The following is a 12,904-nucleotide window of genomic DNA, read 5'->3' as shown; positions in this document are numbered from 1 at the left end:
TCTTACACTTAAACACATAACGAACATGAAAAAAGTAATGATGCTCATGCTCCTCGCCATGGGCGCGTTGATCGCAGAAGCGCAAACCGAAAGCCATTTTGGCAAGGAAATTACCGAGAGCAAGGTCATTAAAGCCAGCACTTTGCCTAAGCAAATGGGGGATAAAAAAGAAATGGCAGCCAAGGTGAGTGGCGAGGTGGAGTCTGTTTGTCAGGTTAAGGGCTGCTGGATGACGGTGAAGCTGGATAATGGTGAAACAATGCGTGTAATGTTCAAGGATTACGGATTTTTTGTTCCAAAAGACATAACAGGCAAAACGGTAGTTTTCGAAGGACAAGCGCAAAAGAAAACGATTCCGGTGGAGCATTTGCAACATTATGCAAAGGACGCCGGCCAGAGTCAGGAAGAGATAGCAAAAATCACCGAGCCGAAGGATGAGCTGACCTTTATTGCCGATGGCGTGATCGTGAAATAATTCCGATCATCGAAGTAAGAAACCTGCGAATGGGCACTTTTGAAGATATTCAGAAGCGTCCATTTTCTTTTTATATGAAGTTCAAAACCGCCATAGCCTGCGTTGGGCTGATCCTCTCGTTCCATTTTACATTTGCCCAAACTACAAAATTAAACTGGTGGAATCCGCAGACTGCGACATTCCCGGTTTTGGAAGGTCAGGCGTGGCCTAAGGAAGTGAAAAATCCCTATGACCGGTTGCCGGCGCGTGCTGAGAAGCAGGTTAGGGAGCAGGTTTGGGGATTGTCTAACCAGTCAGCCGGGTTAATGCTGCGATTTCGGGCGAATGCTTCGGAAATAAGCATTCGCTATGTCGTGAACGGAAAGCACGCGTTGCCGCACATGCCTGCGACCGGTGTAAGCGGAGTTGATCTTTATGCCATCTCGAGCGATGGCGACTGGCGCTGGTGCGCCGGGAAATATGCCTTCGGCGACACCATAACCTACACATTCAGAGGCTTGGAGCCCAATGATTCCTATCACAAGAGAGGACGAGAATACAGACTCTATCTCCCGTTATATAACAGCGTAAAATGGCTGGAAGTAGGCATTCCGGATGGAACGGAATTCACACCACTCGCCACCCGGCCAGATAAACCCATCGTCATTTACGGCACATCCATTGCACACGGCGCATGCGCGTCACGCCCGGGAATGGCTTGGACAGCAATTTTGGGCCGAAAGCTGGATCACCCGCTCATTAACCTAGGATTCTCCGGTAACGGTCGCCTTGAAGAAGAAGTGGTCAGCATTGTCTCGGAAATTGATGCCAAGATATTCGTTCTTGATTGTCTTCCCAATCTTACTGTAAGGCCAGATTCCAAGCTTGGACTCACCATTGAAGACGTAAAAACCAGGATCCTTGCCACCACGCGAACACTCCGCAAAAAGCATCCAAAGACGCCCATAGTTCTTGCATCGCACGCCGGATACACGGATGAGGACATGAATCCGCAAAGCAAGCATTTTTACAGTGAGGTCAATGAAACATTAAAGGAAGCATTTGCGCAGCTTAAAGCGGAGGGCATTACACAGTTATATATTATTCCAAAAGCCGATTTCGGGCAGGATATCGAGACGATGGTGGACGGCACGCATCCTAACGACTTAGGTATGATGCGTTATGCCGAAGGTTACGAGAAGCATTTGCGGCAGATTTTGCATGAATATAAAGGCGAGGCGTCCACAACCCAACCGGTGATTCAAATGCGGGAGCCGAATAATTACGATTGGGAAGCGCGGCATGCGGAGATTTTGGATTTAAATAAAACGAACCCACCGGCAACTGTGGTTATCGGAAACTCCATTACACATTTTTGGGGAGGCTTGCCCAAAGGGCCGCGTGCAAATGGAGCAGATTCGTGGAACAACACATTTGGTAAAAATGCCCGCAATATGGGCTATGGCTGGGATCGGATCGAGAATGTGCTCTGGCGTATTAACCACGGAGAACTGGACGGCTATGCTGCGAGGCAGGTTTTTGTTAACATTGGCACGAATAACCTGCATTTGAATTCCGATGAGGAAATTGTGGAAGGCTGGCGAATGCTCATTGATGCAATCAAGTTTCGCCAACCCGATGCGCAGATCACCATGCTTGGAATTTATCCGAGGCGTCAGCAGGAAGGAAGAGTTGCTGTGATCAATGAAAAACTGGCGCAGCTGACGGGAGAAACCAATGTAAATTTCCTGGATCCGGGAAAAGTGTTTTTACAAAAAGACGGCAAAATCGACGAGTCGCTATTCTCTGACGGACTGCATCCGAATGCAAAAGGATATAAGATGCTGGGAGATTCGATCAAGCCATTTGTCAAATAACAAGGCTCACAAAACAACGCCTATGCCGAACAGAATCACAAATAGCAATGTAGAAAGCGCCATTTGTTTCAAATAGGGATCCAGTTCGCTGGCTTTTTTCAACCTGGAAATTGCCAGGCCATTTTTGATAAATAAAGGAAAGCTCAGCAGGAAAATCAAGCTCGTATAACCAGAGAAGTGCTCAGCCGTATAAACCGAAACGCAGAGCATTCCAATGATCAGGATCGTCCAGTGATAAGCAATGGCTTTTTCACGTCCGAGACGGACGGGAATGGAGTTTTTCCCCGTCGCTTTATCAGATTCAATGTCACGAATGTTATTGATGTTGAGAACACCAACAGCGAAAAGTCCGCAGCTGGAAGCTGGAAGGAGCAGGCCCCAATCCCAAACATGCGTGTGCAAATAACTGCTGCCCAGCACACCCACCCATCCAAAAAATATCAAAACCGACAAATCCCCTAATCCTACATAACCATATGGACGCTTTCCTGCGGTATAAGTGATCGCAGCAATAATACACGCAATGCCAATCCCCAGAAAAACCCAGAAAACATTAGCCGGAGCGCCTTTTAGTGCAATAATGAGAAGCGAAATCCCGGAGATTAATGCCAGAATTGAGAAAACAATAATGGCTTTCAGCATCGTAGAAGCTTGAATGTGACCGGAATGAACGGCCCTGCGCGGTCCTTCGCGCAACTCAGTGTCTTTGCCGTTGACGGCATCGCCGTAATCATTGGCAAAATTAGACAGCACTTGCAGCAAAATCGTCGTCAAAACGCTCAATCCCGCAACTGGCCAGCTAAACGTTCCCGTGGAAGCTGCCAGGAAACAGCCCATTAAGATACATGAAAGTGCAAGAGGCAATGTGCGGGGACGGGCTGCTTCAATCCAGGGGTTCATTGATTAATAAGAGTAGGGTAATGTCAGGCCTGTGATCTTTGTTCAGCCCAGTTTATAATTTTCTCGGCAACGTCTAGGCCAGTCTTTGAAATTTCTGCCCTTAATACACCATCATAACTCATTGATAAATGCAGGATATCATAAGCTGCCATGAAATCAGATAGAATCTTCTTATCCAGCACAGACAGTTCTTTCTGATACCATTCCACGCTTTTTCTAGTCTTTTTCTTTTTATCTCCTAAAACGCTGTCAAGCGCAACCAGCACACCAGAGTAAGCTGTATGTCCAGCCATTTTTACATACTTACGGTCTTTGTAATAGCCGTCTTCCTTAATCGCTTTTTCTCTCAGAATCTCTTTTGCGTTGGAGATGTAGCGCTTAGCTTCGGTAATGTCTTTCATGCTTAGTGATGTGTATGTGGTGAAATTATTTCAGGCTGCAACATTTGCAGCCTGAAAGTTAAAAAGCTTTTCTTAAATGCCAACCGCTGTCAGAAACTCTGGGTCAGTCGGAAGGATTTTTGAGGCGAAGAAATTAGTCAGCTCACCTTTCTCATTTATTACATATTTGCAAAAATTCCAGGTTGGCGCTTTGTCATTCCAGCCGTTCAAATCCTTTGTAGTAAGCCATTTGTAAATCGGCGCCTGATCTTCACCTGTAACAGAAACCTTCTCAAACATCGGGAAAGTTACGCCGTAAGTTGCCGAGCAGAATGTCGCGATTTCCTCGCTTGTGCCTGGCTCCTGGCCACCAAAGTTGTTTGCGGGGAAACCCAACACAACCACTTTATCTCCGTGTTCCTTGTTGAACTTCTCCCAGTCCGCATATTGCTTGGTGTAGCCGCATTTGGAAGCAACATTCAGGATCACCACTTTTTTGCCTTTGTATTTGCTTAGGTCAACCGTTTTATTTCCTACCAAAGATTTAACCTTAAAATCATAAAGCGTTTGCTTCGCAACAACGTCATGGGCAGGTCTTGTGGCAATCTCAGACTTATCGGCGAAAAGGCCGGTTATTAAACTGGTGATCATAATAAATAATGTTTTCAATAAGCTCATAATTGTAGTCTGGTTATTGGTTAGATTATGTAATTAAAAAGTGAAATACAGGATATTCGATACATTTAGCGGCTTTTCAAAACAACTTCCCTAACCACCCGGCCTCGCTACATTCGCTCCGGAACTTCTATCCCTAATAACCCCAAAGCCTTCTGAATTGTTTCAGCAACAGCACTAGATAATGCAACGCGGAATTTGACCGAATCTGCATTAGGATCAGAGAAAATAGACACTTCGGCATAGAACTGATTATAGACCTTCGCCAGCTCAAAGGCATACAGCGAAATCACCGAAGGCGCGAACTCACTGGCTGCAGCCTGCACACGCACCGGATATTGAGACAATGCAAAAATTAGCTCCCTTTCCGCCGGGTGTAATGTATAGCTTACGGGCGGAATCACCGCTTGGATGCCTGACTGCTCCGCTTTTCTGATAATAGAGCGAATTCTCGCATATGTATATTGAATAAATGGTCCCGTATGACCCTGAAAATCAATAGATTCCTCCGGGTTGAAGAGCATTCTTTTCTTAGGATCAACCTTTAAAAGAAAATATTTTAATGCACCCAAGGCAAGCTGGTTATAAAGCTGTTTGGCTTCCGCACTGTCAAAATCGTCGATCTTACCGAGCTCCTGCGTTCTGCTGGCGGCGGTCTGGATCATTTGTTCCACCAGATCATCCGCGTCAACCACGGTTCCTTCGCGGGACTTCATCTTTCCGGAAGGGAGATCTACCATGCCGTAACTAATGTGATAACAGCCGTCCGCATAAGGGCGGCCGAGTTTTTTCAGAATGGCGAATAGAACCTTGAAATGATAATCCTGCTCGTTTCCTACAACCCATAAATAGCGGTTGTTGTGGAAATCGCTGTATTTCAATTCGGTCGTTCCCAAATCCTGCGTGATGTAAACCGAAGTGCCGTCGCCGCGCAAAACCAGTTTCTCGTCCAGTCCTTCTGCGGTCAGGTCGATCCAGACGGAATTGTCTAGCTTTTTGTAAAAGACATTATTCTGTAAACCTTCTTCGATAATGTCCTTTCCTAGCAGGTAAGTGTTTGATTCGTAATAAGTTTTATCAAAACCAACACCAATTTTATCGTAAGTCTGGCGGAAACCTTCGTAAACCCAGCCATTCATTTTATGCCATAATGCAACGGTTTCGGGATCGTTATTTTCCCAAAGCAAAAGCAATTTTTGCGCTTCCAGGATCCAGGGAGCCTTTTTAGTGGCTTCCTCCTCCGGCATTCCCTGCTCCACAAGCTCCTTGATCTGCGTTTTATATTCCTTATCAAACAGCACGTAATATTTTCCAGCCAAATGGTCGCCTTTGATCCCGCTTGATTCTGGCGTTTCGCCATCGCCAAGCTCGCGGTAAGCCAGCATGGATTTGCAGATATGAATGCCGCGGTCATTGACCAAACAGGTTTTTACGACATCATAACCACTGGCTTTGAGTATTTTAGATAGCGAATCACCAAGGAAATTATTCCTCAAATGTCCCAGGTGGAGCGGCTTATTCGTGTTCGGCGAGGAAAATTCGACCATCACGGATTGCCCGTTCGGAGCGAATGTTCCGAAATTCGGATCATTGAAAACATTCGAAAACAATTCCAGCCAAGTCGTGTCTTTGAGGCTGATGTTCAGGAAACCCTGCACCACATTGAAGTTTGCAACAACAGAAGATTGCGTTACGAGCTCAGTTCCAATGATCTGGCCCATTTCAGCGGGGGATTTACGGATTGACTTGGTAAGCGGGAAAGTAACAAAAGTGTAAAATCCTTCAAATTCCTTTTTTGTCGGTTGTAAAATGATGTCTTCAATGGTTACTTCAAAATGCTTCTGGATTGCTTTTTGAATATCGTCCTTCAGAATTGCTTCAATCGTCATGAATGATGGGGTCAATGGAAGTGCTTCTTCTAATTCAGAATGACATTTCCCAAAGTTTTTATTTGATTAAAATAATTTATAATATTAATAGCAATGTTGTCCTTTTTGATGCAAAATTAGGGTAAATATTGAAGAGAGTTACACCCCTGAAGGAAGAAGTTATGAATAACCATTCTTTGCAATGGCACCGGATTTACTACATGCTCTTTTTGTGTATCATTCCCGTTGTCGGTGCCTTCGCACAATTGCAGCAGTCCGACCGTCTGGAAATACCTGCTAGCCCGACTTCAACGGAGCAGTTCGAGGTTTTTAGCCTGGGCGAGCAAGGTTTGCTGTCCGTTATCAGGGGAAATGAATGGTCCAATTCACGGAATGAGCAATGGCAGTTTGTGAAGTACGACTCAACCTTGAAAGCGGTTTGGCGGACAAGTTACAAGTTGGATTTCCGCTATATTCCTGTTATGGCTTATAAAGGCGAAGAAAGTGGTTACTGGCTTTTTGCTGAGCCGGATACCGATCGTTTTCTCTTCATGCAGATCAATTACGGCGACGGTTCAATCGACACTTACAAAGGAAATCTTTTAGCCGGTGTGGACGTGCAGCAGTTCAAGGTGATTGGAAGCAAAGCATTGGTTTCAGGTTATTACAGGTCGCGGCCGGTGGTTATCGTCCATTCATTTTTTGACCATACAACGCGCGTCTTGCCGGGTCTTTTTGAAAAAAATACGGAGCTGAACAATGTCGACATCAATGAAATTGACGGCTATATTAATGTGATTACTTATGCTTACCGGAAGAAAAACTGCGTTTTTGAAATCAAAACGTACAATTACGATGGCAAGCTATTGAAAAAAACAACATTAAGCGATCCCAGATATAGCTTTATCTCCGGCCAGATCGTGCCTTTGAATGCGGACGATTCTTATCTGATCGGCAATTATTCCGTTGGTTGTACGCAGTATTCACAGGGCTTGTACGTGACGCACGTGGAGCATGACGAGCCGCGCGATCCGCAGTTTATTGAGTTTTCTGAATTGCAGAATTTCTTTAATTATATGAAGCCCAAGCGCCGTGCGAAGATGATGGAGCGCATCGGCAAGAGGAAAAGCATGGGTAAGGAAAACAAGTTTCGTTACAGATTGCTGGTTCATGAGCTGATCCAGACAGAGAATGAAATCGTGCTGGTGGCGGAAGTTTATTATCCTAATCAAAGGTCAACAAGCCCAATCATTACCGGCGGCATTTCACGGCCTTATATTTCGCGCTCGCTGGAAGGTTATCGTTACACGCATGCCATTGTCTGCGGGTTCGACAGGAACGGGAAATTCATGTGGGATAACACAATCACTATCAAGGACCTGACAAGTTACGATTTGCAGGAAATGGTCCAGGTGACGCCGGTTGATGATTATTTTGTATTGGCTTATCCGCAGGAAGGAGAAATTCATACAGAAGTGATCAGCAGGAACCAAGTTGTTGTGGAAAGCGAAAAATTCAAGATTACGGCCAAATCGGAGAAGGAGAAAGTGCTTAATAATGAAGATAGCTATCTGTCTCCCTGGTATGGACAGTATTTTCTGGCTTACGGCATGCAGCGCCTGGGCACATCCACCATTGGGCAGGGGCGTGAGGTTTTTTATATTAATAAACTAACCTACAAAACAGAGGACATCGGCAAGGCAACGAAGGAAGAAGCATCTCGCCCGCGCTGATCTTGAAATTAATCGACCATCCAGATATGGTCTGCCTCAAAGCCCTGTTCTTTCCATTCTACCTGAACGCGCTGACTTTCTACGGTGCTTACCTGCATTCCGACATAATCCGGGTCAATGGGAATTTCACGATTATAGCGGCGGTCGATCAACACCATGAGTTCAACCGTTTTGGGACGTCCAAAGGCTGTCATAGCATCAAGCGCCGCCCTCACCATGCGGCCGGTCGAAAGAACGTCATCAATGAGGATCACTCTTTTGCCTTCGATCAAAAAAGGAACATTGGTTTTATTGGGTAGGAGCGGGGATTCCCGTCTCCGAAAATCGTCGCGATAGAAGGTTGCATCCAGGTGCCCCATTGGAATGTCCTTTCCCGTGCGTTCTCTAAGTTCGGCAATAATGCGTTCGGCAAAATGTATTCCCCGCGGTTGCAGTCCCATCACCACGGAGTTGGCAAAATCCTGGTGATTCTCAATCAGTTCCTGGCATAACCGGCTGGTCATGATTTCCAGCAGCGGGCTGCTTAGTATTAATCGTTTTTGGGGCATAATGTAAATTCCCTGAATTTTAGCCTAAATTAAGTGCTCGAAGATGAAATCAAAAACTTTTAACAAATGAAATATCTGATTGCCGGGTTGGGAAATATAGGTCCGGAGTACGCATTCACCAGGCATAATGTCGGATTTATGGTGCTGGACAGGCTGGCGGCGCAGCATGATTTTAAATTTTCTTTTGAAAAACTCGCATTCGTGGCGGAGTGGAAACACAAAGGCAGACAAATATATTTCATAAAGCCTACGACATTCATGAACCTGAGCGGAAAAGCGATCCGCTATTATATGGACCAGTTTAAAGTTCAGGAAGAAAACCTCCTGGTCATTCTCGACGAACTGCAACTGCCATTCGGAACGCTGCGGATCAAGCCAAAGGGAAGCCATGGTGGGCATAATGGACTAAAAAATATTGAGGAGCTGCTGGCGTCGACAAATTATCCCCGTTTGCGGTTTGGAATAGGAAATAATTTTCCGAGAGGAAGGCAAGTAGATTATGTGCTAAAACCTTTTTCCAATGATGAAATGACCGAGCTGCCCATATTTTTGGATAACGCTGGCGATATGGTTCTTTCGTTTTGTACTTTGGGAATACAATCGACAATGAATAATTATAACCAATGATTGTACTAAATAAAGATTATATAAATATTTCAAGATTTGTATTTATTCTGTAATTTGGTTATTTCTCAGATTATTAATAAAGCCAAACTTTATTTTACAAGATTTAATAATAAAATATCTCTTGAAAACAAGGGTTAATTCCAAATATAATTCTGTGGGTGCGATTTGAGAATGTTTGTAATTTCGAAACTAATCCGGATATTTGTATCACGGTTCGCCGAAATAAAAATTGAATAAATCCAAGGAAATAAAATTAATGTTTTTACCTTTGCATTTATTATCGCAGTTCTGTTAGTCGCTCAGTTACAAGTTAATAGGGCAAAAATTAAAAGAAGGGCGAATAGAGGTAAAAAAGCAATGTTTGCCGGCAAATCTGAAAGTTAGTTTGCTTCGTATATAGGCCAATTGTTTCCGTAATTAGTTAATGAGGAAATTGGAGTATTATTCAAAACATTGTTACTTTATATAAAAAGAGATTTAGATACGCTTGCATTGATATATTTTTTCGGTAAAAAACGCCGAACTCAATCGCAAAAGATATACAAGATAAGAAAAGGTTAAGGGTTTAGGAATAGTCAGTATAAAGCCGTCTCAGTGAGATGGCTTTATCTTTTTATAGGCTCTGCCCAAATTTCGACCCTGCGGTTTGATCTCTTCAATGCTTCTGTCTGGTTCATACGGCTTGGCTGCGCCGAGCCATAACCTGAGCCTGAAATGCGGTTTTCGTCAATTCCTTTTCCCAGCAGATAACTTTTAACAGTCGCCACGCGCATGTTCGACAATTCTAGGTTTTTAGCAAAATCGCCGGTGTTGTCCGTATGACCTTTCAGCACAATCCTTAAATTATCTCTTTTCTGAAAATAAGAAACAAGCGAATCAAGGCCTCTCAGTGCATCATCTTCCAGCACATCCGTGCTCTGCGTAAAATATAATGTGGACAATGGTGTATCGTAAGTCGATTCCGACAGGCTGATCAGCGACTTCACTTCTTCAAACCTGTTTGAAACTTTTACCGATACGCTCTTGGATTGAAAACCTTCTGCCTCGGCCGAAATGCGATATGTTTCGTAAGGCCGCAGTTCAAAGTTGTAGATTCCGTTAACTGTTTTGGTTGATGCCACCAACGAATCCGAGTTCGATTTGCGGACCGTCACATCGGCGTCATTTACGGGTTTCAGGTTTTTGCCATCGTAAACACGGCCTGTTACAACGGCCAGATTGGTGTTTCTTTTTGCAGGTTCTTTAACGGCAGGTTTTTCTTCCGGTTGCTTTTCTTCCTCTTTTTCTGCTACCGGTGCTTTGGGCGCCTTGCTGATCGTCTGGTAACTTCTTCTTACAAAAACGGGCGTCATCACACGGTCGTAAACGCGGATCAGAACAATGGAGCCGGCACTGGATTCGTGATTCGCGATGAGGTCATCCTGGAAGAAATTGAGGACCTGATCACTATCCAGCATTCCCTCCGTTCCCGGATCTTTGAACTCCAATTTGGATTGACCATTGATGTACATTTTAATGATCTTGGTCTCGAAATCGCGCGAGTACACATAATGTACATACTGATTTGCGCGAACAGGCGCTTTTTCTCCGATCGCAAAATCGTAAAAATTGAGCTTGCCGTCGTAGATATAGCTGCCAAAGTCGCTTTTCCTGTTTTTAAAATCGAGAACCCTTTTCCAGCTGTCGAGCTCATCCATTTTAAAATAGACCTCAACCGTAAAAGATTTGCTCAAAAAACCTTTGGCTTCCGTGTTATTGAACTGTAAGCCACTGTTTTTTTCGAATTGATAAATGGTCCTGCTCAAATCATCAGATCCCGGGATCTTCTCTTTGACATATTTTCCAGGCTGCCCGAGCACTTTTAAAGACGGGCCGGCATTTTCAATAGGAGTAAGGCCATTGTTGAAGTCGTAGGTCCATTGACTTTGCGAAAAGGAAGGAAAACAAAGTCCGGTAAGAAGAATTACCAGCATGCACTTCGCATTAATTTTATCAATCATGCCCAAAAATATAAAAAGTGCAGGGTGAACCCGAAACGCATCGCGTATTTTTGGATCATAATTCTTTGAAAGCGTGAAAAACATTGGTATTGGCATTCTCTTTTCCATTCTGTGGTCGTCTGCATCTGTGGCTACCAAATTTGGAGTCCGGTCAGCTGCTCCGTTAATATTGGCAAACGTTCGCTTCTTTATTGCTGGTATCTTATTGTTGTCTTTTTCCTATTTGCTCAGTAAAGATCCGTCTTACCGGATGCCAAACAAAAAGGAATGGAAGCAGCTTGCGCTATTCGGTTTCCTTAATACAACGCTTTATCTCGGCCTCTACGTGTACGCCATGAAATTTACTGCTGCCGGAATCGGCAGTCTGGCCGTTTCTGTTAACCCGCTGATTATTGTGCTGTTATCCGCCTGGTGGCTCAAAAGGCATCCGCGGACGGAAGAATGGTTAGGGATCATTTTAGGAATGGCAGGGGTAGGCGTGGCAACTTACCCGTTACTGGCAGATAGTTATACGACAATAGAAGGGATAACATTGCTGCTGATCAGTATGATAGCGGTTTCCGCAGCCAGCGTTTACTATGCTACGGTTCAGTGGGAGCTGCCCAATTTGCTGATCAATGGATGGCAGGTTTTCCTGGGGGGCGTCTTTTTGCTTCCGGTAACATTGCTTTTCAGTGATTTTTCAACCACCATCTGGGACGGAACATTCTGGTTTCCGGTGCTTTGGCTAAGCCTGGCCGTTTCCATCATCGGACTGATATGCTGGTTTTACTTACTTAGAATTGACACCGTAAAAGCCTCCCTATGGCTCTTCCTATGCCCGCTTTTCGGCTTCTTCTTCGCTTGGTGGCTCATGGACGAGCCGGTAACGACTTATACAATAGTAGGAACCGTGCTGGTAATCGGTGGATTATATGCAGGGCAGAGGAGGAAGTTGATGAGTGAATAAGCGACCCGGTTCACTCATTCACTCATTCAAAACTAAAAACTCAGTCATCAATAAATATCTCTCCCTTCAAATACAATCTCGCCTGGCCGCCGATGTGTACGCGGTCGCCGTCCAGTTCGCATTTGAGGTATCCGCCGCGCTTTGAAAGTTGTTTGGCGGTTAATGTTGTTTTGCCGAGTTTCTCGGCCCAGTAAGGGATTAATGTTGTATGTGCGGAACCGGTTACGGGATCTTCATCTATACCAGATTGCGGAGCGAAAAAGCGCGAAACGAAGTCGACGTCCTCACCGGCAGCCGTTACGATAATGCCGCGTGCCGGAATGGTTGATAATACTATAATGTCAAAATCCAGGTTTTTAAGCACCTCTTCGGAGTCCAAAACCACCATATAGTCTGTTTTTCCTTTATATACTTCCAACATTGTCGTGTCAAAAAGGCCTTCCACTAATGCAGGAGGCGGCACGGCAATGTGATACAGGTCAACGGGAAAATTTAATGTAAGCCAATCTTCTTTGCAATCCACTTGCAGTTCGCCGCTGCGCGACTCAAAACGGATCGATTTGCCTTCGTAACCTTGAATATTAAAAATCACATATGCAGCAGCCAATGTTGCGTGGCCGCAAAGATCAACCTCAACTGAAGGCGTAAACCAGCGGATATGAAAGCCATTTTCATTAGGAACGTAGAATGCAGTTTCTGCCAGATTGTTCTCAGCAGCAATGTTGAGCATTGTTTCATCTGCAACCCACTCATTCAGAGGAACAATCGCAGCAGGGTTTCCACAAAAGAGTTTATCAGTAAACGCATCGATCTGATATATGGATAGTTTCATGTTCAAAAAATGGGGTTAACAATACCAAGGTATTAAAAATATTCTCGATTAGAAGAAGTTG

12 protein-coding genes are annotated in these 12,904 nt (G+C 44.6%); 5 read left to right on the top strand and 7 right to left on the bottom strand.

The window, feature by feature from the left end:
* The first annotated feature begins 25 nt into the window (after positions 1-25).
* Positions 26-475 (top strand): DUF4920 domain-containing protein, encoded by a 450-nt coding sequence (locus tag G395_RS0100455; RefSeq protein ID WP_026628238.1) that lies wholly within the window; start codon positions 26-28, stop codon positions 473-475.
* Positions 476-549: 74 nt separating this feature from the next.
* Positions 550-2,331 (top strand): SGNH/GDSL hydrolase family protein, encoded by a 1,782-nt coding sequence (locus G395_RS0100450; protein WP_026628237.1) that lies wholly within the window; start codon positions 550-552, stop codon positions 2,329-2,331.
* Between the two features lie 6 nt (positions 2,332-2,337).
* On the opposite strand, the gene G395_RS0100445 is transcribed toward G395_RS0100450, so the two are convergent.
* From G395_RS0100445 to argS, 4 genes are all read right to left on the bottom strand, one after another.
* On the bottom strand, positions 2,338-3,231 hold the full coding sequence (locus tag G395_RS0100445; RefSeq protein WP_026628236.1) for a 1,4-dihydroxy-2-naphthoate polyprenyltransferase: 894 nt from the start codon (positions 3,229-3,231) through the stop codon (positions 2,338-2,340).
* A 23-nt stretch (positions 3,232-3,254) separates the two neighbouring features.
* Positions 3,255-3,632: a DUF5618 family protein gene (locus G395_RS0100440; protein WP_026628235.1), complete on the bottom strand. Its 378-nt coding sequence runs from the start codon at positions 3,630-3,632 to the stop codon at positions 3,255-3,257.
* 72 nt (positions 3,633-3,704) lie between these two features.
* Positions 3,705-4,262, bottom strand: a complete 558-nt coding sequence (locus G395_RS0100435; protein WP_229203895.1) for a glutathione peroxidase — start codon at positions 4,260-4,262, stop codon at positions 3,705-3,707.
* 134 nt (positions 4,263-4,396) lie between these two features.
* Entirely contained in the window at positions 4,397-6,175 is a 1,779-nt protein-coding gene (argS, locus tag G395_RS0100430) for an arginine--tRNA ligase (RefSeq protein WP_026628233.1), read from the bottom strand.
* A 161-nt stretch (positions 6,176-6,336) separates the two neighbouring features.
* Between argS and G395_RS0100420 the strand changes: the two genes are divergently transcribed.
* Entirely contained in the window at positions 6,337-7,887 is a 1,551-nt protein-coding gene (locus tag G395_RS0100420; protein ID WP_229203894.1) for a hypothetical protein, read from the top strand.
* A gap of 8 nt (positions 7,888-7,895) precedes the next feature.
* Here G395_RS0100420 and pyrR read toward each other — a convergent pair whose 3' ends face one another.
* A complete protein-coding gene (pyrR, locus tag G395_RS0100415; RefSeq protein ID WP_026628231.1) occupies positions 7,896-8,435 on the bottom strand; it encodes a bifunctional pyr operon transcriptional regulator/uracil phosphoribosyltransferase PyrR in 540 nt (179 codons plus the stop codon).
* 66 nt (positions 8,436-8,501) lie between these two features.
* Between pyrR and pth the strand changes: the two genes are divergently transcribed.
* Positions 8,502-9,062 carry an aminoacyl-tRNA hydrolase gene (pth, locus tag G395_RS0100410; protein WP_026628230.1) on the top strand — a complete coding sequence of 187 codons (561 nt, stop codon included), beginning with the start codon at positions 8,502-8,504 and terminating at the stop codon, positions 9,060-9,062.
* A 605-nt stretch (positions 9,063-9,667) separates the two neighbouring features.
* Here pth and G395_RS0100405 read toward each other — a convergent pair.
* On the bottom strand, positions 9,668-11,035 hold the full coding sequence (locus G395_RS0100405; RefSeq protein ID WP_229203893.1) for an OmpA family protein: 1,368 nt from the start codon (positions 11,033-11,035) through the stop codon (positions 9,668-9,670).
* A gap of 100 nt (positions 11,036-11,135) precedes the next feature.
* Here G395_RS0100405 and G395_RS0100400 point away from each other — a divergent pair, with 100 nt between their 5' ends.
* Positions 11,136-12,011 carry a DMT family transporter gene (locus G395_RS0100400; RefSeq protein WP_026628228.1) on the top strand — a complete coding sequence of 292 codons (876 nt, stop codon included), beginning with the start codon at positions 11,136-11,138 and terminating at the stop codon, positions 12,009-12,011.
* A gap of 40 nt (positions 12,012-12,051) precedes the next feature.
* On the opposite strand, the gene G395_RS0100395 is transcribed toward G395_RS0100400, so the two are convergent.
* Positions 12,052-12,843 (bottom strand): PhzF family protein, encoded by a 792-nt coding sequence (locus G395_RS0100395; RefSeq protein WP_026628227.1) that lies wholly within the window; start codon positions 12,841-12,843, stop codon positions 12,052-12,054.
* Positions 12,844-12,904: the final 61 nt, after the last annotated feature.

The sequence above is a fragment of the Dyadobacter alkalitolerans DSM 23607 genome (assembly GCF_000428845.1).
Lineage (GTDB): Bacteria > Bacteroidota > Bacteroidia > Cytophagales > Spirosomataceae > Dyadobacter > Dyadobacter alkalitolerans.
This window is presented reverse-complemented; position numbering and strand designations above follow the sequence as displayed.

Coding starts and splice junctions, on each gene's coding strand:
- G395_RS0100455 (WP_026628238.1), top strand. CDS start 26: ATGAAAAAAGTAATGATGCTCATGCTCCTCGCCATGGGCGCGTTGATC.
- G395_RS0100450 (WP_026628237.1), top strand. CDS start 550: ATGAAGTTCAAAACCGCCATAGCCTGCGTTGGGCTGATCCTCTCGTTC.
- G395_RS0100445 (WP_026628236.1), bottom strand. CDS start 3,231: ATGAACCCCTGGATTGAAGCAGCCCGTCCCCGCACATTGCCTCTTGCA.
- G395_RS0100440 (WP_026628235.1), bottom strand. CDS start 3,632: ATGAAAGACATTACCGAAGCTAAGCGCTACATCTCCAACGCAAAAGAG.
- G395_RS0100435 (WP_229203895.1), bottom strand. CDS start 4,262: ATGATCACCAGTTTAATAACCGGCCTTTTCGCCGATAAGTCTGAGATT.
- argS (WP_026628233.1), bottom strand. CDS start 6,175: ATGACGATTGAAGCAATTCTGAAGGACGATATTCAAAAAGCAATCCAG.
- G395_RS0100420 (WP_229203894.1), top strand. CDS start 6,337: ATGAATAACCATTCTTTGCAATGGCACCGGATTTACTACATGCTCTTT.
- pyrR (WP_026628231.1), bottom strand. CDS start 8,435: ATGCCCCAAAAACGATTAATACTAAGCAGCCCGCTGCTGGAAATCATG.
- pth (WP_026628230.1), top strand. CDS start 8,502: ATGAAATATCTGATTGCCGGGTTGGGAAATATAGGTCCGGAGTACGCA.
- G395_RS0100405 (WP_229203893.1), bottom strand. CDS start 11,035: ATGCTGGTAATTCTTCTTACCGGACTTTGTTTTCCTTCCTTTTCGCAA.
- G395_RS0100395 (WP_026628227.1), bottom strand. CDS start 12,843: ATGAAACTATCCATATATCAGATCGATGCGTTTACTGATAAACTCTTT.